The 16,407-nt window shown below is 60.3% G+C and carries 19 protein-coding genes and 2 tRNA genes; 11 read left to right on the forward strand and 10 right to left on the reverse strand.

What is annotated here, in order from left to right:
- On the reverse strand, nucleotides 1–510 hold the full coding sequence (locus NEI07_RS11335) for an RNA pyrophosphohydrolase (protein WP_256034652.1): 510 nt from the start codon (nucleotides 508–510) through the stop codon (nucleotides 1–3).
- Nucleotides 511–635: 125 nt separating this feature from the next.
- Nucleotides 636–1,730, reverse strand: a complete 1,095-nt coding sequence (locus tag NEI07_RS11340) for a Ppx/GppA phosphatase family protein (protein WP_256034653.1) — start codon at nucleotides 1,728–1,730, stop codon at nucleotides 636–638.
- 245 nt (nucleotides 1,731–1,975) lie between these two features.
- On the opposite strand from NEI07_RS11340, the gene NEI07_RS11345 reads away from it, so the two are divergent.
- Nucleotides 1,976–2,049 (forward strand) — tRNA-Gln (locus NEI07_RS11345).
- Between the two features lie 153 nt (nucleotides 2,050–2,202).
- On the opposite strand, the gene NEI07_RS11350 is transcribed toward NEI07_RS11345, so the two are convergent.
- Nucleotides 2,203–2,379, reverse strand: a complete 177-nt coding sequence (locus NEI07_RS11350) for a hypothetical protein (RefSeq protein ID WP_256034654.1) — start codon at nucleotides 2,377–2,379, stop codon at nucleotides 2,203–2,205.
- A gap of 73 nt (nucleotides 2,380–2,452) precedes the next feature.
- Here NEI07_RS11350 and NEI07_RS11355 point away from each other — a divergent pair, with 73 nt between their 5' ends.
- The 4 genes from NEI07_RS11355 to NEI07_RS11370 all read left to right on the forward strand — a co-directional run bounded on the left by NEI07_RS11355 (nucleotide 2,453) and on the right by NEI07_RS11370 (nucleotide 3,723).
- Entirely contained in the window at nucleotides 2,453–2,839 is a 387-nt protein-coding gene (locus tag NEI07_RS11355) for an HU family DNA-binding protein (protein WP_123176692.1), read from the forward strand.
- A 45-nt stretch (nucleotides 2,840–2,884) separates the two neighbouring features.
- Nucleotides 2,885–2,958: transfer RNA gene (locus tag NEI07_RS11360), tRNA-Gln, on the forward strand.
- A 151-nt stretch (nucleotides 2,959–3,109) separates the two neighbouring features.
- The gene (locus tag NEI07_RS11365; RefSeq protein WP_256034657.1) at nucleotides 3,110–3,460 is read left to right on the forward strand and encodes a hypothetical protein; all 351 of its coding nucleotides are present in this window, start codon (nucleotides 3,110–3,112) and stop codon (nucleotides 3,458–3,460) included.
- A 140-nt stretch (nucleotides 3,461–3,600) separates the two neighbouring features.
- A complete protein-coding gene (locus NEI07_RS11370) occupies nucleotides 3,601–3,723 on the forward strand; it encodes a hypothetical protein (protein ID WP_256034659.1) in 123 nt (40 codons plus the stop codon).
- A gap of 21 nt (nucleotides 3,724–3,744) precedes the next feature.
- Here NEI07_RS11370 and NEI07_RS11375 read toward each other — a convergent pair whose 3' ends face one another.
- The 4 genes from NEI07_RS11375 to bufA2 form a co-directional block, all read right to left on the reverse strand.
- The gene (locus NEI07_RS11375) at nucleotides 3,745–4,077 is read right to left on the reverse strand and encodes a TIGR02300 family protein (protein ID WP_256034661.1); all 333 of its coding nucleotides are present in this window, start codon (nucleotides 4,075–4,077) and stop codon (nucleotides 3,745–3,747) included.
- Nucleotides 4,078–4,486: 409 nt separating this feature from the next.
- Nucleotides 4,487–4,978: a hypothetical protein gene (locus NEI07_RS11380; RefSeq protein ID WP_328516979.1), complete on the reverse strand. Its 492-nt coding sequence runs from the start codon at nucleotides 4,976–4,978 to the stop codon at nucleotides 4,487–4,489.
- A 339-nt stretch (nucleotides 4,979–5,317) separates the two neighbouring features.
- Nucleotides 5,318–5,875, reverse strand: a complete 558-nt coding sequence (locus NEI07_RS11385) for a hypothetical protein (protein ID WP_407659891.1) — start codon at nucleotides 5,873–5,875, stop codon at nucleotides 5,318–5,320.
- Between the two features lie 527 nt (nucleotides 5,876–6,402).
- Nucleotides 6,403–6,660, reverse strand: a complete 258-nt coding sequence (bufA2, locus tag NEI07_RS19835; RefSeq protein ID WP_256034666.1) for a BufA2 family periplasmic bufferin-type metallophore — start codon at nucleotides 6,658–6,660, stop codon at nucleotides 6,403–6,405.
- A gap of 298 nt (nucleotides 6,661–6,958) precedes the next feature.
- Here bufA2 and NEI07_RS11395 point away from each other — a divergent pair, with 298 nt between their 5' ends.
- On the forward strand, nucleotides 6,959–8,173 hold the full coding sequence (locus NEI07_RS11395) for a PepSY-associated TM helix domain-containing protein (RefSeq protein ID WP_256034668.1): 1,215 nt from the start codon (nucleotides 6,959–6,961) through the stop codon (nucleotides 8,171–8,173).
- Between the two features lie 31 nt (nucleotides 8,174–8,204).
- On the opposite strand, the gene NEI07_RS11400 is transcribed toward NEI07_RS11395, so the two are convergent.
- The gene (locus tag NEI07_RS11400) at nucleotides 8,205–8,774 is read right to left on the reverse strand and encodes a hypothetical protein (protein WP_256034670.1); all 570 of its coding nucleotides are present in this window, start codon (nucleotides 8,772–8,774) and stop codon (nucleotides 8,205–8,207) included.
- A 52-nt stretch (nucleotides 8,775–8,826) separates the two neighbouring features.
- Nucleotides 8,827–9,186 carry a copper resistance CopC family protein gene (locus NEI07_RS11405; RefSeq protein WP_154453841.1) on the reverse strand — a complete coding sequence of 120 codons (360 nt, stop codon included), beginning with the start codon at nucleotides 9,184–9,186 and terminating at the stop codon, nucleotides 8,827–8,829.
- Nucleotides 9,187–9,545: 359 nt separating this feature from the next.
- Between NEI07_RS11405 and NEI07_RS11410 the strand changes: the two genes are divergently transcribed.
- From NEI07_RS11410 to NEI07_RS11430, 5 genes are all read left to right on the forward strand, one after another.
- Nucleotides 9,546–10,685 carry a HupE/UreJ family protein gene (locus NEI07_RS11410; RefSeq protein ID WP_256034671.1) on the forward strand — a complete coding sequence of 380 codons (1,140 nt, stop codon included), beginning with the start codon at nucleotides 9,546–9,548 and terminating at the stop codon, nucleotides 10,683–10,685.
- 331 nt (nucleotides 10,686–11,016) lie between these two features.
- Nucleotides 11,017–11,313, forward strand: a complete 297-nt coding sequence (locus NEI07_RS11415) for an HdeA/HdeB family chaperone (protein ID WP_256034672.1) — start codon at nucleotides 11,017–11,019, stop codon at nucleotides 11,311–11,313.
- Nucleotides 11,314–11,330: 17 nt separating this feature from the next.
- A complete protein-coding gene (locus tag NEI07_RS11420) occupies nucleotides 11,331–11,624 on the forward strand; it encodes an HdeA/HdeB family chaperone (protein ID WP_256034673.1) in 294 nt (97 codons plus the stop codon).
- A 374-nt stretch (nucleotides 11,625–11,998) separates the two neighbouring features.
- Nucleotides 11,999–13,294, forward strand: a complete 1,296-nt coding sequence (locus NEI07_RS11425) for a family 1 glycosylhydrolase (protein WP_256034674.1) — start codon at nucleotides 11,999–12,001, stop codon at nucleotides 13,292–13,294.
- A 33-nt stretch (nucleotides 13,295–13,327) separates the two neighbouring features.
- Complete coding sequence (locus NEI07_RS11430) at nucleotides 13,328–14,548, forward strand: glycoside hydrolase family 1 protein (protein WP_256034675.1); 1,221 nt, start codon at nucleotides 13,328–13,330, stop codon at nucleotides 14,546–14,548.
- A gap of 22 nt (nucleotides 14,549–14,570) precedes the next feature.
- On the opposite strand, the gene NEI07_RS11435 is transcribed toward NEI07_RS11430, so the two are convergent.
- Complete coding sequence (locus tag NEI07_RS11435; RefSeq protein ID WP_256034676.1) at nucleotides 14,571–16,394, reverse strand: ABC transporter ATP-binding protein; 1,824 nt, start codon at nucleotides 16,392–16,394, stop codon at nucleotides 14,571–14,573.
- Between the last annotated feature and the right edge of the window lie 13 nt (nucleotides 16,395–16,407).

Here is a 16,407-nt window from a genome sequence, read left to right on the forward strand (position 1 = left end):
CTAGGCCCGCGCCGCGGTGAGGGGCGTGAACTCCTTCACCACCTGCTCATAGACGAGCCGCTTGAACGGCACGATGAGATCCGGCAGCGCCGAAAGCGCCTCCCAGCGCCAGGCGTCAAATTCAGGTTTGTGCGCGCCGTGGCCCGGCGCGTGAATATCGATTTCGCTTTCGTCGCCGGTGAAGCGCAACGCGAACCAGCGCTGGGTTTGGCCGACATATTTGCCGCTCCAGCGGTTGTTGTTGTTTCTGGGCAGATCATAGCAAAGCCAGTCAGGAGCCTCGCCGAGAAGGGCGACGCTCGACACATTGGTCTCTTCGTAAAGCTCGCGCAGCGCCGCCTCATAGGGCGTCTCGCCCTCGTCGATGCCCCCCTGGGGCATCTGCCAGAGATAGGGCGGGCGGGTCTGGTCGTGGGCGCCCTTAGCGCGCCGGCGCCCGATAAAGGCGAGGCCTTGCGCATTGAGCAACAAGACGCCGACGCAGGGCCGATACAATCCGCGGCCGCTCATCGCCCCGTCTCGCGGCGCGGCCCATGCTGGCGCGCTCCATCGATTGCATCTGTCATCCGCTCTCCCCAAGCGTTCGCATTTTGGCGCGGATACTTCTGCCCGTCCGCGCGCTCGCCGTCGAGCTGCTAGACGCGCCGCGTCAACGCGCCGTCGGCCTCCATCAGCTCCAGCAGCATGCCTTCCCGCAACCCCCGGTCGGCGATGCGCGTCCGCTGCGCCGGAAAAAGCGCGCGAATCGCCTCGAAAATCGCGCAGCCGGCAAGAACGAGATCGGCGCGTTGCGGTCCGATGCAGCCGTTGGCGACGCGTTCATCGAAATCCATGTCTCGCAGCCGCAGGATCGCCCGCGTTGCGTCATCGTCGCTCATCCACAAGCCGTCGACGCGCCAGCGGTCGTAGCGCTCGAGCCCAAGATGGACGCCGGCCAGGGTGGTGACGGTTCCCGAAGTGCCCAAAAGATGGAAGCGCGGACAGCGGCGCTCCGAGGCCATGCGCCCCGCGAAGGGGGCGAGAGTCTCGCGCACCTGCTGCGTCATGGCCGCGAACGTCTCGGCCGAAACGCAGCGGCCGCCGAAATGCTCTGCGAGGGTCACGACGCCGAGTTCGAGCGACGTCCACGCGCGAAAAGCGTAAGCGCCATTTTCGCTGCGCCGCTCGCGCGTCAGCCACACGAGCTCGGTGGACCCGCCGCCGATGTCGAACAGCAGCACGCTTTCCGCAGCCGGATCGGCGAGCGACCCGCAGCCGCGGGCGGCGAAGCGCGCCTCGGTTTCGCGGTCAATGACCTCGAGCTGCAGCCCGGTGCGTTCGCGGACGCGCTCGACGAATTCGTCGCCGTTCGCCGCGCTGCGGCACGCCTGGGTCGCGACTAGGCGGGCGCGGGTGACGCCGCGCGCATCCATCTTTTCGCGGCAGATTTCGAGCGCCGCGATGGTGCGCTCGATCGCTTCCTCGCTGATCCGGCCAGCCTTGCCGAGGCCTTCCCCCAGCCGCACGATGCGCGAGAAGGCGTCGATGATGCGCAAAAAATCATTGTTGCGCCGCCGCGGCCTGTGCTCGGGCCGGGCGATCAGCAGCCGGCAGTTGTTGGTGCCGAGGTCGAGCGCGGCATAGATATGGCGCGAGTCGAGCGCGCCGGAAGCGACGCCGGGGTTTATGTGAAGCTCGGGCGCGGCCTGCGCCGAGGCCGACGCCGTAGACGGTAGACCGGTTTCCCTCACTCGATCCCTTCCGCGGAGCCGCTCCGTCCCGCCTCTGCGCCGCATCGACAGAAGCGGAGCGGCGATCATCGTAACGCCACGAGGCCGGCGTAAATTTCTTACATGCAGGATCGGCGCGCCGCCCGCAAGGGCGTTTACTGCGAGCATAAGGGCGCAACCCGGCGGCGTTGGCGGCCGGAAGGTTGACACTGTCGGCCGCGCTCTCTAAGTCACCAGCCGTTCGCGCGCGCGCTGCGCGGCGCCGTTGGGGGATAGTTCAACGGTAGAACAGCGGACTCTGACTCCGTTAATCTTGGTTCGAATCCAGGTCCCCCAGCCAATCGCTCAAGCATTTCGGACGGGAAGCTGATTTTCAGCCCCGGGATCGTCGATCGGGGCGAGTCGCGCACTGAGGGTTCTCGCTCGCCGGGCGTTCAACAGTGCACCCCATGCGCGCTCACCTTAGAGCTTTGGACGATCAAGGGCGTGGCCGTCAGCGCTGCGTCTGTTTGGCCCCCGAGCGCCAATGAGCGATGTTTCCTTCGACGAGGCCTGGGCCTTTGTCGAAGATCGTCGCCACAATCTCCTTCTTGGCGACGGCTTCAGTATTGTTGTTGAAGCCCGACATCTTCCGCCGCAAGCAATTGCTGCGCAGAAATTTGCGAATCACCAATGAAATCGTTAGCAATCGCATGTGTGCGGGTGAGCAATAATGCAGGCGCTTATCTAGTAAAGGACATCTTATGGCTAGAGGAAAACCGGTGAAGGCCGCGAGCAGGAAGGTGAGCAAGGCTGAGCCTGCCGCCATTCGGCCTATCAAAGAGACATTTACAAAATCGGCTCTCATCAACCGGATAGCCGAGGAAAATGACATTCCTCGCAAGACCGCGGTGGGCGTCTACGCCACGTTGGAGAGTGTTTTTCTCGGGTCAGTTCACCCGCGCGGCGTGGGCGAATTCACCCTGCCGGGCCTTCTGAAAGCGACCCTTCGCAAGGTGCCGGCGCGCAAGGCGGGGACTTTGGTTCGCAATCCTGCGACGGGCGAGATGGTCAAAGCCGCCGCCAAGCCCGCAAGCGTGCGCGTCAAAATCCGGCCGCTCTCCAAACTGAAGTCGGCGGCGACGAAGTAAAGCGCCATCGACCAGGTCGTCGCGTTGTGTTGGCGCGGCGCCTTATGGGGGATAGTTCAACGGTAGAACAGCGGACTCTGACTCCGTTAATCTTGGTTCGAATCCAGGTCCCCCAGCCAAGAATTTCCAAAATTGGTCGCCAAGGCTCGACGCCGAACATTGCCTCGCGCCTTCGACATGCGCCGGCAAAAGATCGGATAAGGCACGAGCTGAACTTTGATGAGCGCGGCGCATAGGCTCTGGGTCTAACCACGGCGACCGAACGCCACGATGTTCAAAAGAGGATTGCGCTCGCTCTTCAGCGCCATTGCCGCTATGTTTTGGCGCGCCAAGCATGGTTTCAGCCGCGACGTTTCCTTCAAGGGGATTTGCTCCGCTCTACGTCGGGCCAGAACCGAGTTCATCGGACTGGCGTTCAGCTCGGAGGCTTCGCGGACGATGCATTACGACGCGGTCTTGGCTGCCCTTGTCGCAGGAGTCGTCACTCTCCTCGCCTTCCTTTTTTGGCCTGCCGTGGCCGATCAGCTCCCGGAATTGGCTCTGGCGGCGATCGTCTATCTTTTAGTGCTGCTCGTCGGGGCCTGGATCTTCAACGCCTGGCGTCGAACACGGCGCAAATAAACGGTTGATGGGGCGAGGTTTATACGGCGAATTATCGAGGGAGGGTCGCCGAGCATCGCTTTTTTACTTGACAGCGGTCAATAAACCTACTCTTAACGGCTCGCCATTTAGATCGCGATCTTTCTCAGGCGAACGGGTTCATGCGCTTCTTCAAAAATCTCCCAAGCATTGCCGCGCCGCTTGTCGGCGTCACAGTTGCGCTCGCCCTGTGCATCGTCGTCTTCGCTTTGTCCTTGGCAGGGATCGATCCAAGCCTCGATTAAGCGGCGTCAGAACGTCAGCAGCTATTCGGTAGCGGTTTCGACGACCTCCACTTCTACTTCTTCCAGCACCGCTTCGATTCTGTCTTCTTCCTCATCGGCCGTTGCGTCTTCCTCCTCATCAGCCGTTGACAAGAGAACATCATCAACGATCGGTTCGATGACCGGCGCGACTGGCGCAGACCTGGCGAAAGTCGCCGAATGGTAAGCCGGTCGCCTTGCCGCCGAACGCAAGACCTCCACGACTTGAAAGGCCGCGGCGCACTTTGGGCAGACGATCGGCGAGCGATTGAGATCGTAAAAGGGCGTTGCACAAGTCAGGCATCGGCGCTTCACGCCAAGTTCAGCTTTGGCCATTGAGTCTATCCTTCGAGGTTCGGACTGCGGGCGCTGGAGCGGCAGGTGTATTGTTATCGCCCGTGGGGACGACTCGGCGCCAAGCGTCTCTCTGCCAATTCAGTGTCTACGGAGTATTAGCACGGCGGAGACGATCGGCTGACAATATTTCGAGATAACGCCGCGATGCCGCAGGAATCGCCTTTAATATTTGGGGATCCGATCATCGGAATACAAGGCGCAGTCGGTCCGCCTACGAGGCCGAAGTCATCGACATGGAAAAATGCAACACCGTTCCCAGCCGGAACAGGTGCAAGAAAACTGGAACAACAACAACACGCCGAGGCCGCCGGTTCAGACTGCGGCGGCCCCGGAGAAGACGATGCGAGTTTGCGATCCTCGCTCCGTCAGGCGGCGCTCGCGCGACTTTTTAAGGCGTGCGCATAAAATTCAGCAGGGTGGCGCTCAGGCTGCCGCCCGTGAACACAATCGTCGCGCCAAGGGCAAGCAACGCGACAAGGTTGAGGGTCAGATCATTCGCCACGCCCGCTATCGCGAGAATCCCGAGCACGATCACGGCCAAACCAGAAAGCGCCTGAATGCCTGCTGAGCCAAAGGCCATCTCGCTCGCAAGAATTTCACTGGCGCCAGCGCCAACTTGACCTCTGCTCCTTAGCGACTCTTGGCTGAGCACATGCAGTTGCCACACGGCATTGCTACTCAGAAGCAGGGCGGACCCGAACGCGATCGCGGCGATCGGCGTTAGCGTTGCAGGCTCAATGCCGAGCAGCGAAAGCACGCCAAGAACGATGCCGGCCGCGCCGACAAGAAAGACGACGGACAGGCTGCTGCCGCCGAACCCCTCGACGTTCATGGCTCTCGAGCCTACCGGAAAGATAATCTGGGCGTATTCCGACAGCATCGCTCCGCCTTGGATCAACAAGGCGGCGCCAAAGACGATCGTGGCGATTGACGCCATCATCGGCGCTTTCACGCCCGACAATCCAACGATGGCGATAACGACGGTGGCCAGACCGCCGATTGCGTCGATCAGACCCCCATACGCCGCAGTTTCGCGAAATGTCGACTCTCGAGAGGTAATGGACATGACAGTGTCTCCAGACTTGCGATATCTTCACACGAGCAAGAGCGCGTGATTCCACATAGCGTTGGATTCACCCCGTCAAGATCTACAGCGCGTTACGCCGCTCGAGCTTAAATGCCGCAAGCCAGGTCGCAGCCCATGCAAGGTCCTTGCGTTTCACACGCGCGGAGTCGGCGGCCGTCGCGCAGTGGAGCGCATAAAGCTGAGAAGGATGGCGTTCAGGCTGCCTCCCTTCAGCACGAGCGCGGAGCCGAGAATGAGCAGCGCGACGAGGTTAAACGTCAGGTCATTCCTCGTTCCGGACGCGGCAAGAACGCCGAGCATGACTGCGGCGAAGCCGCCAAAGATCTGAATGCTGGCGCAATCAAAAGCCATTTGATTTGCGAGAATGTCTCTCGACGACTCCTCGCCCTTTGACGCGCGTCTGACGACATTAAGATGCCACACAGAGACGCTGCTCAAGACCAGCGCACTCCCGAACAGGATTGATGCAATCGGCGTCAGCACTGCCGAGTTGAAGTCCAGCAGCGACAGCACGCCCAGAGCGATGCCGCCGGCTCCAAGCAAAATAACCGCCGAACGGCTGCCGGCGGCAAAACCGTTGATCGAAGACTTGCCTGCGCGCAGAACAGAAAATCTGGCAAGTTCAGACATCATGCCGTTGCCCTGGATCAAGAGCGCGATGCCGAACACAATTGTCGCGATCACGGCCATGATCGGCGCGTTGAGGCCGATGAGTCCGAAAATAGCGAGGATGACGGTGGCGACGCCGCCAACATCATCGATCAAGCCGCCCTGCCTGGCGCGCTCGGGAAAAGTGGATTCGCCGACCGTCATCGACATGTCTGCCTCTCAACATCGATGCCCCCAAAAGACAAGATCTAATTAGCGGCCGTTTGCCGCTAGCAAAGATGCCCGCCGCGCGCCAAACTTTGCTCTCGGCGCTGACCGCGCGCTCCACCTGGCCGACGCTGGAGTTTGGAAGAAAATAAAAGCGCCGAGGGGATTGGCATTGCGGAGCGCAAAACGCGAGGCTTCCGCGTCGGGGCTGAGCTAATGTTTTGGACTGCGCCCGTCGCGATCAAGCTGTCGCTCAATCAGTGACCGCGTTGCAAAGCAATGACGCGGCAGCACGCCGAACGTCCGCCCCAGGTCAAGAGGCGAGCGCGCTCGGCGTGCGCGGCAATTTCGTGGAAGACTCGCGCCGACCCGAAGTCGCGCGCTGACCTATGAGGCGAGGGTCAGTCGAGAGCCTTACCGCCTGCCTGTTCGCAGGCCGCGGCCGTCTCCTTAAAAACCCAGCCCTGGCCCTTGCAAGAGTTCATGCCTTTGCAGGCGTTTTTGGGCGAGTGACAGTCGGCCTTGCCCTTACAGCTATTGACGCCGAGGCAATGCACTTTGCCCGTCGACGCCGCCTTTGCGGGCGGCGCAGCGCCAGCGAGAATGATTGAAATCGCAGCAACAGCGAGCGTTGCTCCCTTGCAACTATCCGTTTTCATTTTTTCGTCTCATCCTGTCCGCATTGCCCCAAGACGATGCCACCATGGTTTACCTATCCTGGATGGTAAAGCAAAAAATGCCAACGTCTTGGCGACAGTATTGCAGGTGGCATGTTGATGCAGATGGTGTGCAACTGCAGTATATTCGTCATACAGGCCGGCGCGGATTGACTCGACACGTGGCTGATGCGGTCGTTGGCGGAGCCGGAAGCCTCGTTTCCGTTGACAAGATCGCCAGAAATCGGTCCGATCAAACGCGATTTGAGCGCAGATGAACCAGTAGACCGAGTCTTGTGCAATGTCCGATCGGACGGTCGAAGCCGACGTTGGAAAAGAAGTCGCATCGCCGTCACGCGTCCTGCGTCGACGCGAATTCACTCGCCAAGTCCTTCTGCAAATTCATCGCACCGTCGGACTTTTCGCCGGGGCGGTGTTCGTTCTCGTCGGGCTCAGCGGCAGCATTCTCGCATTTCGCGAGGACATCGACGAATGGCTGAACGCTTCAATCATGCGCGTTGAAATACCGGCGCCGCCGGTTCGTCGTCCGCTCGATGAAATTCTCGCAGCCGCTATCAAAGCGATGCCTGCCGATGGCCAGGCGGAGAGAGTCACAATGCCGCGCCATTCCGCATCGGCTATGGCGATCACATACATGGTCGAGACCGACGACCTTAATACCGATGTCTACGAGATGTTCGTCGATCCTTACACCGCGAAAGTCAAAGGGCAGCGCCTTTATCTGCATGGAGACAAGACGCTGTCACAGCCCCTTGTCCCAATCATCATGGCCTTCCATTGGACCCTGCTGCTTGGAGTCAACAACGCCTATATACTCGGCTCAATAGCCGTGCTTATTCTTTTCTCTATCCTTGTCGGTTTTTATCTGTGGTGGCCGCGATATGGCGATTGGCGGCTGGGCTTTAAAATCAAATGGGGCGCAAGCCCAGAGAGAGTCGTTTACGACGCGCATAGGAGCGTCGGCGCCTACTTCATCGTTTTCTTGTTAATTACGCTGTTCACCGGAGTCGCTATGATTTTCAAACCGGCGACGCGCTCCGTGGCGGGAATTTTTTCCGAAGTGCGCGCCGATCCGGATTTTGGAAAGTCGACGCCGGCTCCCGGCGGAACGCCAATCGGCCTTGATGAAACCGTCGCAATCGCGGACAAAGTTTTCCCTGCTGGAAGACTTCACTGGATTCTCCTGCCAAGCGCGCCGAGCGGGGTCTATGTCGTCGGCAAGCAGTCAAGCAACGAGCCCAACAGAACCAAAACCTTCCGAAATGTCGGCGTCGATCAGTACAGCGGAAAGGTTCTATACGTGCAAGATCGCGAGGCATTCAGCGCGGGCGAGAAATTTCTCGAATGGCTCTTCCCGCTGCATACCGGCGAGGCTTTTGGCGCGATCGGCCGATCGATCGTTCTGGTGGTCGGGCTGACGCCTTTTGTCCTCTATGTCACGGGCTTTCTGCGATGGCGGCAAAAGCGTCGCGTACGAAGGCGCGCGGCAGATTGACAGTCCGTTCGGTTCGCTGCGCTCATTGCAGTCATCGCCCGACGAAGATCGGCATTTCGATGGTGTCCTCTGCGTTCTTCGCCTCGCCAAAGGCGAGCTTGAGCAGGTATTTCCCCTTGTGAGCGACAGTTGCGTCCAAAGTCACAAAGCCGCTTGAGCGGGGTCGAGACGGCAACGCGTTGATCTGCTTAAGGCCGCCATCAGCATCATATTGATAGAAGGAAAGCGCGACGGATTCGTTTCTTGCTTCCTTTTCCATGAGCGTGACGGAAAAAATGACTTTGCCCGTTCCGGGCACGCGGTCGCAATATTCGGCATATTTGCTCAAATCGTCCGTCGGCCCTCCGGCGCTCTCTTCGGAATCGGGCAGAAAGTATGTGGTGAGATGCGCGGAGTAGAAGTCGCTAACCCCGAGACATTCCGATATCGTGCGATCGCCTGCCTTCTCGGCAGGTTGAAGGACATGCGCCTTCCACAAATCATTCAAATGCTGATTGAAAGCCGGACCCCAGAATGAGTACGAGAACATCGCGATATTGACGCCGGCGATCAGAACGATGCCCGCGAATAGCAACAGGTTCAGGCGAACAGTCGGACGCATCGTTTGTTGTTCCTTGTCCTGCACAAAACGATCACGCTTTGAGAAACATCCTTTAAGGACGCACCTCGAACTCCCAAGCGCCGCTGACGAGATGGCCATCAGCCGAAAGCGCCCTGTAGCGTACGGTGTATTTACCGGGATTCAACCGGTTCACGCTCACCGACACATGGCTCGGATCCGCGCTGTCAATCGCCGCGTCGCGCTTGTCGACCCTTTCGCCCGATGCGCTCACAACCGCCAACGCGGCAAAAGCGTCGCGGATGCCGGCGTCGTACCACACTTCCACTTTTCCGATGTCTTCGGCGCCGACGCCGCCTTGCGCGGGGGAGGTGCGGACAACGATCGCATGCGCCAGAATGATCGCCGGGCGTTGCGGTTCTCGCGGCGGGCGCGACGGACCGGTGAGTTTCATTTCCGGGGCAGGGCTAAGCTGTTGATCGCGACCGGGGGAGTCAGAGACAGTTCCGTACGCCGCGGCGGGTTCAGGCGTCGCGCCGACGGAAAGGATCGCGGCAGCAAAAGATAGCAGGCGCGCATGCCGGTTGGCCGACATCCAGGAAGCGCGTTTTCGACGGGAGACTCTTGCCTGTCCGCTCTTCGTCATGGGGCGAAGTCCGATTCAATAATCATTTCCATAGCTCGCTCGCGCGCAAAAAGCGCGCCGTGGGCAGCCGCGCTGATGGACTTGAGCTTGCTCTTCTCCCTCGATATGCATCTTTTTAGCAAAGTGCATACGCCGCAGGCGCGCGGCGCGTCAAGGGAGTCCGCCCGATGGTGTGGTTGCTGAACGGCGCGGTCGCTGTCGTTGTGGCGTTCTTCTCGAGTGCGCCGGCGGCGCACGCCCATACGGCGAATATTTCCAGCAGCCGAATCGTGCCGACAGGGCACGGTCTTTACCGCGTCGAGGTCGGCTTTCTGGGAAGTGACATCGAGCGCATGTTCGCCGAGAACAAACCGAAGAGCGACGAGATCGATCTCACCGAGCCCGGCGTGATCGAGGGCATGATCGGCAAGTTCATTCAAACGCGCGTCGATCTGCAGAATGCGGAAGGACAGACCTGCGCGAGCACGGTCGTTTCCGTCGGCGATGATCCGACTAATCCTTCTGACTCAAAAGTCGTGCTGCGGATGGACTGCAGCGCGGTTCAAGGGCAGATCTTTTACAACCCGTTCAGACTTCTTGATGCGCAGGGACCGCGCGCCAAACAACTCGTCAGCATCGGGGAGAAAGGCGATGAATCCAATCTGACCGAGGCGCAGCGCCTGGGCCGGGAGCCGGCGCCCGGACAAGTCATGATCTATCCCGGCGACCCGATGATTGATCTCTCCAAGCCGCTGCTGACGCCTTGGGAGCTTGCGCCGAAATTTTTCTCCGCCGGGGTCGAGCACATCGTGACGGGCTATGATCATCTGTGCTTCCTGATCGCCGTGATGCTATGGGCGACGCGCATCTGGCCCGTCGTCAAGATTGTGACGGCTTTCACAGTGTCGCATTCGGTGACGCTGTCGCTCGCGGCGCTCGAACTCGTTAATCTGCCGAGCCATTGGGTGGAGATCGCAATCGCGCTGTCGATCATCTACGTCGCAGTCGAGAACTTCTTCACGCGCAAGGTCGACGGTCGCTGGCGAGACACATTCGCATTCGGCTTCATCCATGGCTTTGGATTCGCGAGCGGTCTGATCGAACTCGGCGTTCCTCAGCGCGCCATCGTGCCGGCGCTGGCGAGCTTCAACATCGGCGTCGAAGTCGGGCAGATCGGCGTCGTGCTCATCGTTCTCCCCTTACTTCTTATGACAGATAAGATTTTCACTCATGGTCGGCGCAGTCCGCTCCTCGTTCAGATCTGCTCAGCGATTATCGCCTGCTTTGGCGCTTATTGGTTTTTTGTGCGCGTTGCCGAGCTGGGCTAGCGAAATTATCCAGGCTCTGTATTCGGGTGAATTGCAGGACCGCTTCGCCCAACTCTGTTTTTAATGTGAAACTGCTCACGAGGCGAACTGTCTGAAAAGCTTAAATGTCTGGCGGGAAAAGTCGGAAAGTCTCCGGGAGTGGCTAAAAGATCGTCAAATAACGCCGATGGACTTTCATTTTTTTAATGTTTAGTTCAAGTGCGCCCGGGCTGGGGCGTTAGGCGTGGGCGATAGGCAGTTCAGCGGAACCGCCTGCCTTGGCGCGCCGTTTGCCGGGCGAAAGCCGCAGGGTCAGGCGGCTCTTCGGAAATCGTTTATCGGAGGAAATCTTATGAGGAAGCTGATATTTGCGCTTGCCGCGGCGGGAGCGCTCGCGCCTTCGCTGTCCAACGCGCAGGTCAAGATCGATATGACCCGCATCACCTGCGGCGAATTGTTGGCGATGCCGGCCGACGACCAAGCAGACTTCGGCGCCTTTATGGGCGGGTGGTTCGCGCAGAAGAGCGGCCGAACCTTTATCGACCTGAACTTGTTCCGGAAAAATTCCGCCAGCGTGAAGAGCTGGTGCGCTTCCAATCCGAATGAGTCGGTCATGGCGGGTCTGCAGCGCGCTTTCGAGCAGAAGTAACGGGAACGGGGAACCACATGAATCGTAAACTTATTTTCGCAGGCGCTCTCGCCGCGGTCGCCTTCGCCGTTCCGGCCAACGCGCAGGTCACGATCGAGATGTCGGAAATCACCTGCAAGCAGTTCGCCGAATATGACGCGGACACCCAGGACTTCGTCGCTAACTGGATGAGGGGCTATTTCAGCTCCAAGAACAACATCACCGTGATCGATTCGCGCTACGTGAAACGCAATACGGATAAAATCACGCGTTACTGCAAGAAGAAGCCCAATTCTTCCCTCATGGATGCGATCCAGAAGAACGCCCGCTGACCCGAACGGAGCGCACGGCCAGGAGTCGGCCGTGCGCTTTGCACATTTCTTTATGAATTTCATTGCTCACAGCTCCAGCGCGGCAGTCTGCCGCTTCCGGCTCTCTTTGCAGCACAGAACGTGATGCGCCGGCGCCCCGGAACCGACGCCGCTCTTTAGGGTTAAGGTAGGGGCCGGCCCGCCGCTGCAGGCTCGTGCGTGAGCGCGCGACTGCGGAGCTCACGAACGACACACGGCGAAGTGCGGACGGAGGAAGCCTTCGATGAACGACGCTCCTGCGCCACCGGATTCGCGCCAGCGCTGCCGATTGTTCCACACCGCTGCACCCCTCGGGCCGGCGAGCCATTCGCCGCCGCCGCGTCGATGATCTGCGCATGATGCTTCCGAGCGCAAGAGAACTCGACCAGCTCACTGCGCCTGGCGCCTTTCTGTGGGCGACCGGCGTTGAAGACACGTTCATCACCGCTCCGCATCCGAGAACCGGGCGCATGCTCGACGAATATGAGCTGACGGATCATTACGGGCGGTGGGAGGCGGATATCGCGCTGATGGCGCGGTTGGGGGTTCCTTGCGCGCGCTATGGCGTGCCCTGGCATCGCGTGCAACCTGAGCCCAGGGTCTGGGATTTCAGCTTCGTCGACGCCGCGCTCGAGCGCATGCTCGAACTTAACATCGATCCGATCGTCGATCTCGTACATTACGGTTTGCCGCAGTGGATGGAGCAGGCCTTTCTCAACGCGGACTATCCAAGCCGCGTCGCGGAGTTCGCGGCGCGACTCGCCGAACGCTTCCGGGGGAGGATCAGATGGTACACGCCGCTGAATGAGCCTCGGATCACCGCATGGTATTGTGGACGTTTGGGCTGGTGGCCGCCCTACGGACGTAGTTGGTCGAGTTTCGTTGCGGTGATGCTGTCGATCTGTCGCGGCATCGTTGAAACGACCCGCGCGCTGCACGAAGTCGACCCCGATATCATCGCCTTTCATGTCGACGCCACCGATGTTTTCGAGTCGAGCGACCCGGCGTTGGCCGAGGAGGCGGCGCGGCGTCAAGCGATTGTGTTCCTTGCGCTCGATCTCATCAGCGGGCGCGTCGATGCGTGTCATCCGCTGTGGACCTGGCTTCTCGGGCAGGGCGCCGCGGAACCCGCGCTGAACGCCTTTCGCGAGCGCCCGCTTGAACTCTCTGTCATTGGCGTGAACCTTTACCCGATCTTCACGCTCAAGCGGATGTCGCGCGACCGTTTCGGGCGGCTGCGCATTCGAATGCCTAACGCTTCGGGGGCGCTCGTGACGAAGATCGGCGAGATGTATTTTGAACGTTACGGCGCGCCTCTCATGATCTCGGAAACCGCGACCAAGGGTTCGGTGAAACAGCGGCAGGCCTGGCTCACCGACTCGGTCGATGCGGTGAAGACGCTGCGCGCGAAGGGCGTTCCGATGGTGGGCTATACATGGTGGCCGATGTTCGCGCTCGTTACTTGGGCCTATCGTCAGGGGCTGCGGCCCCTCCACGATCATCTTTTGCAAATGGGGCTATGGAATCTCGATCCTGATCCATTGGGGCGGCTGGACCGTGTTGAGACGCCCCTTGTCGACGCCTTTCGTCGACTGACGTCCGGTGGCGCGGATGCGGTAGGTCCGCTCGCGCCAACGCCACGGCTGCCGTAGCGCAGTCTCCACGAGCAATCGAGGAGTGAAGGCATGTTTCAGAGCTTCTTTCTCGCGGGTTTTGAAGGATCGACAGGCTTCAACCGGCATGGCGAGTGGTTCGATCAGGTCGTCGCGACAGGTCACGACGCCAACGTCGACGCGGACTATGCCGATATCGCGCGACTGGGCTTGCACGCCGCGCGTGAGACCGTTCGTTGGCCGCTCGTCGACTGCCGCAGTCGATACGATTTCTCTTCGCTCGAACCATTCATCGAGGCTGCAAACCGCCACGGCGTTGGGGTGATATGGGATCTCTTTCACTACGGCTTTCCTCAGGACGTCGATCTTTGGGCCGAGGCGTTCCCGCGGCGTTTCGCCGACTACTGCTATGCGGTGGCGCGTTTCGTGGCTGGGCGCATGGATAGTCCGTGCGTCTTCACGCCGATCAACGAGCCTTCGTTCATGGCCTATGCTGGCGGCGAGAAGGCGCTGTTCGCGCCATATGGGTCGGGACGCGGCTGGGAGCTGAAGGTCGCGCTCGCGCGCGGCGCAATTGCGGGCATCAACGCGATACGCGCCGCCTGTCCCGACGCGCGCATTGTGAATGTCGATCCCTTATGCCGCGTCGTCTGTCCCAAGGACAGGCCGGACCTTGCGCCTCAGGCGCATGATTTCAATAACAGGCTTGTTTTTCAAAGCTGGGACATGTTGTGCGGCAGGCTGCTGCCCGAACTCGGCGGCAGTCCTGAACATTTGGACGTGGTGGGAATCAATTACTACTGGACCAATCAGTGGGAGTTGAACGACACGCCGAACGATGACGGAAACCTGCCGCCGCTTGACGACGATGATCCGCGCCGCGCGCCGCTCCCGGAGCTCATTCTCTCCGTCTGGAAGCGTTACGGCCGCGAGGTCATGATCACGGAGACCAGCCACGTCGGGGACAATCGTGGACCGTGGCTGTGCGAAGTGGTCAGCGCCTGCCACGCGCTCTTGTTGCAGAACGTCCCGTTACGCGGCGCTTGTCTTTATCCGATCTTGGGAATGCCAGAGTGGCATGATCGTGATCTGTGGACGCCCATGGGCCTGTGGGATCCGCTCTGTCACCGCGATCCCGGCGCCGGCCGGCTTCTGTGCGAGCCGATGGCTGAGGCGCTTCAAGGCGCAGCGCCGCTCCAAGCGCTTCATCAGGCGAAGAAGGCTGAACATCGCGGCGAGCCGCGGATCGATTTGCTGACGAGCAAAGCGAAGCGCTACGCGACCTTGAGATGAATGCCGCCCTGCATGCAAGGCGTCACTCCGCCGCTTCAGCACGTCGTCGCGCTTTTGAGAAAACACCACCTGAAGAGATGAGCGCGTCATGCGCGCCGCGCTCGACAATTTGTCCTTTGCTCATGACGAAGATGCAATCACAATCGACAACCGACTCCAGCCGATGCGTCACGAGAATAATCGTGCGCGATCCTTTCAGCCGGTGCAGCGTACCGATCAGCCGCCGCTCTTGTTCAGGATCGAGCGCGCTCGTTGGCTCGTCGAGGACAAGGAACGGCGCGTCGGACAGCAGCGCGCGCGCGATGGCGATCCGCTGCCGCTGACCGCCCGAGAGATTCGCGCCGCCTTCGGCGAGCACGGTCTCATAACCATGAGGCAGAGGGTGAATGAATTCGGCGGCGCCCGCGTCCTCGGCCGCTCGTTCGATCTCCGCTCGCGTTGCATTCTGCCGCCCATAGGCGAGATTTTCCGCGATGGTCGCCGGGAGCACGAGGCTGTCTTGCGCGACGAGCGCGAAATGCGCTCTTAGCGACTCGAGCCGTACATCCCTGAAGTCGACGCCATCCAGGCGGAGCGCCCCGCTCGTTGGATCGTAGAACCGAAGCATGAGACTTAAGAGCGTGCTTTTGCCGGTGCCGCTCGCGCCGACGAAGGCCACCATCTGGCGCGGCCGTATCGTCGCCGAAACGTCGGTGAGAATTTGCTTGCCGCCGCCATAGTCAAAACTCACGCGCTCGAGCGTCAGAGTTCGCGGCTTACTGGAAATCCAACGCGCCGTCGGCGTATCGACAACGGCTTCCGGTTCGTCGAGCACACGAAAAACCCGTCGAGAAGCGGCCTCGAAGATGCGCACTTTGGCGAAGAACTCGCTGAGCCATTTCAGCGGGTCCCAAAGCTTGCGTAAGTAGTCGATGAAAATGAGCAGCGTCCCGACGGTCATCCCGTCGGCGACGGGCGCGAGAAACTGGTCTCGGTAAACGAGCCAGCCTCCATAGCCGAGGATGATCGCGCCGCCCACGGAGAGGATGCCGTCGCGCGCGAGAGGATAGAGCTGTTCCTGCCAGTTCAAGCTCAGCAGCGCCTCGACGCTTCTGCCGACCGCGCCGGAGAAGCGTCTGAATTCGAAAGCCTCGCGACGAAACGCCTGCGCCAAAGGTATGCGCGCCATCGCCTGCTGAATATGCGCGGTCAGATCGGCGTCGATCTGCTTCGAGTCAAGCGCGCGTTTGTGGATTTTGACGCCAAAGCGCCAGTTGCTCCATATCATGAAGGGGGCGACGGTAAATGCCGCCAGCGTCAAACTGACGTTTCGAGAGAAAAGAATAATGGTCATCACAGTGAGCGTGACGGCCGCAACCGAGGTTCCAATCACGACATCGACGATGCCCCAGGGGCCGAAGGCGTCTGTCGTCAGACGATAGATCGAATCGCCCTGCGGTCGGCTGCGGTGATACGTGAGGCCAAGATTTTGAAGCTTGGTGAAAAGATCAAACCGCACCCGCGTCGTGCCGCGATAATTGAGGTAATAATTGATCATCATGCGGCCCATCCAGGCCGTATATCCGACGAGTTGCAGTCCCAGTCCGATCGCGACCAGCCCTGCGATCTGCCCGGGCTTGTCCTTCGGCAATACGGCGAGGAAGTAGCTGTGTATCCAGTTGCCTTTCGGCTCGCTGGAAAGCACGGAGTCGACAAGCACCGCCAGTGGCCACGCCTCCAGGAGGCCGACGCTGACGGAGACCGCGATCATCGCGACAAGCGCCGCGATCCGCACCCGATCTGGTAGGAAGTATGTCAGCGCCCGGCGATAAACCGCGACGTCTGTCATGTCTTGCGTAGAATGCATGGCGCTATAACGC

The sequence above is a fragment of the Methylocystis suflitae genome, from assembly GCF_024448135.1.
In the GTDB taxonomy this organism is placed as follows: domain Bacteria; phylum Pseudomonadota; class Alphaproteobacteria; order Rhizobiales; family Beijerinckiaceae; genus Methylocystis; species Methylocystis suflitae.

Bases quoted from the DNA above. Each gene is read 5' to 3' on its own strand.
- NEI07_RS11425 (WP_256034674.1), top strand. From the start codon at position 11,999: ATGATGCTTCCGAGCGCAAGAGAACTCGACCAGCTCACTGCGCCTGGC.
- NEI07_RS11420 (WP_256034673.1), top strand. From the start codon at position 11,331: ATGAATCGTAAACTTATTTTCGCAGGCGCTCTCGCCGCGGTCGCCTTC.
- NEI07_RS11385 (WP_407659891.1), bottom strand. From the start codon at position 5,875: ATGGCCGTGATCGCGACAATTGTGTTCGGCATCGCGCTCTTGATCCAG.
- NEI07_RS11430 (WP_256034675.1), top strand. From the start codon at position 13,328: ATGTTTCAGAGCTTCTTTCTCGCGGGTTTTGAAGGATCGACAGGCTTC.
- NEI07_RS11415 (WP_256034672.1), top strand. From the start codon at position 11,017: ATGAGGAAGCTGATATTTGCGCTTGCCGCGGCGGGAGCGCTCGCGCCT.
- NEI07_RS11355 (WP_123176692.1), top strand. From the start codon at position 2,453: ATGGCTAGAGGAAAACCGGTGAAGGCCGCGAGCAGGAAGGTGAGCAAG.
- bufA2 (WP_256034666.1), bottom strand. From the start codon at position 6,660: ATGAAAACGGATAGTTGCAAGGGAGCAACGCTCGCTGTTGCTGCGATT.
- NEI07_RS11395 (WP_256034668.1), top strand. From the start codon at position 6,959: ATGTCCGATCGGACGGTCGAAGCCGACGTTGGAAAAGAAGTCGCATCG.
- NEI07_RS11405 (WP_154453841.1), bottom strand. From the start codon at position 9,186: ATGAAACTCACCGGTCCGTCGCGCCCGCCGCGAGAACCGCAACGCCCG.
- NEI07_RS11370 (WP_256034659.1), top strand. From the start codon at position 3,601: ATGCGCTTCTTCAAAAATCTCCCAAGCATTGCCGCGCCGCTTGTCGGC.
- NEI07_RS11400 (WP_256034670.1), bottom strand. From the start codon at position 8,774: ATGCGTCCGACTGTTCGCCTGAACCTGTTGCTATTCGCGGGCATCGTT.
- NEI07_RS11335 (WP_256034652.1), bottom strand. From the start codon at position 510: ATGAGCGGCCGCGGATTGTATCGGCCCTGCGTCGGCGTCTTGTTGCTC.
- NEI07_RS11410 (WP_256034671.1), top strand. From the start codon at position 9,546: ATGGTGTGGTTGCTGAACGGCGCGGTCGCTGTCGTTGTGGCGTTCTTC.
- NEI07_RS11375 (WP_256034661.1), bottom strand. From the start codon at position 4,077: ATGGCCAAAGCTGAACTTGGCGTGAAGCGCCGATGCCTGACTTGTGCA.
- NEI07_RS11365 (WP_256034657.1), top strand. From the start codon at position 3,110: ATGTTCAAAAGAGGATTGCGCTCGCTCTTCAGCGCCATTGCCGCTATG.
- NEI07_RS11380 (WP_328516979.1), bottom strand. From the start codon at position 4,978: ATGCTGTCGGAATACGCCCAGATTATCTTTCCGGTAGGCTCGAGAGCC.
- NEI07_RS11435 (WP_256034676.1), bottom strand. From the start codon at position 16,394: ATGCATTCTACGCAAGACATGACAGACGTCGCGGTTTATCGCCGGGCG.